General features: G+C 50.7%; 1 protein-coding gene. It reads right to left on the bottom strand.

Translation table 11 applies throughout. The features are described 5' to 3' along the window. Window positions 1-770: IS110 family RNA-guided transposase (locus tag ACT3IB_RS15485; RefSeq protein ID WP_491539921.1), on the bottom strand; the 770-nt coding region annotated here is incomplete at its 3' end. Between the last annotated feature and the right edge of the window lie 252 nt (window positions 771-1,022).

Raw genomic sequence — 1,022 nt, 5'->3', positions numbered from 1 at the left:
GGGCTCTTGTGTTGACCCGATTGCTTGGGAAATGGAGCACTGCCGGCAAAACAGGCCAGTTGCCGCCCATTGCCAAACCGGGTAAATCCTTCCGTATAGACCAGCAGCCAACCGGCGATGATTGGACCAATGCCGGGAATGCTTACCAGTAGATCATATTGGCCTTCGGTGGTATTGTACCTGCGGAGGAGCCCATTAATGGTGCGATCGACTTGTTTTAGCAGGATTGTTAGTTGATCATGTTGCGCCTGCATCTGATTGTTAATTTCGCTCAAATCTGCTACTTGACTCGTTAGGGTATTTGCTTTGATGCCATTGGCAAGGGCCGTCCGCATTTTTACCAGCTTCTCACGCCATATTAGCCAACTGCGCAGCTCCAGCAGCGTCTTGGATGGCAGCCGACTGGGAGACAATCGGTCCCGGAAACGCCACAGATACTCAGCCAGGCGCCGGGCGTCAATGGGATCCGACTTCCCACGGCGAATGGCCAACGAAAGCTGTACCTGGGCGGCCGAAACCATCACATAACAAATTGTGGCTTCTTCTAAGATAGTAGCTAGCAAAAGCCCGTAGGGGCCGGTATGCTCAAAACAAACGATAAACTCATTCAGGCCATTTTTTCTTCGCTTCCATTGGGCTATCATCTTGTTGATCCCCTTTGGGGTGTTTGCTGCTTGGCCGGTTGCAAGTTCTGTGTTCCTGGCGTCGATCAAGTGCCAATCTAATCGCCCTTTGGAGATGTCAATACCGATATAATAGCTGGCTTCCATGAGATTTTCTCCTATATTTATTAGTGAATGACTACCGCTTACTGGATAGGACCAGCCACTATTACCTTTATGAGCTCGTTGGGCTTATATTCTAACTAGTGCCTTCTGGTCTGGAACCTGCCGGGGACTCATACGCATGATAGCTCGAAAGCTAGCGGGTTAGCTAGGTCACCCCGGCGGGGATCCAGTGGCGGATATACCGCCAATGTACGTCATTTTTGGGTAGGAGTAATCTAAAGGCGGGTTAGGCGT

The organism is Fodinibius sp. GM21 (assembly GCF_058386955.1).
This window is presented reverse-complemented; position numbering and strand designations above follow the sequence as displayed.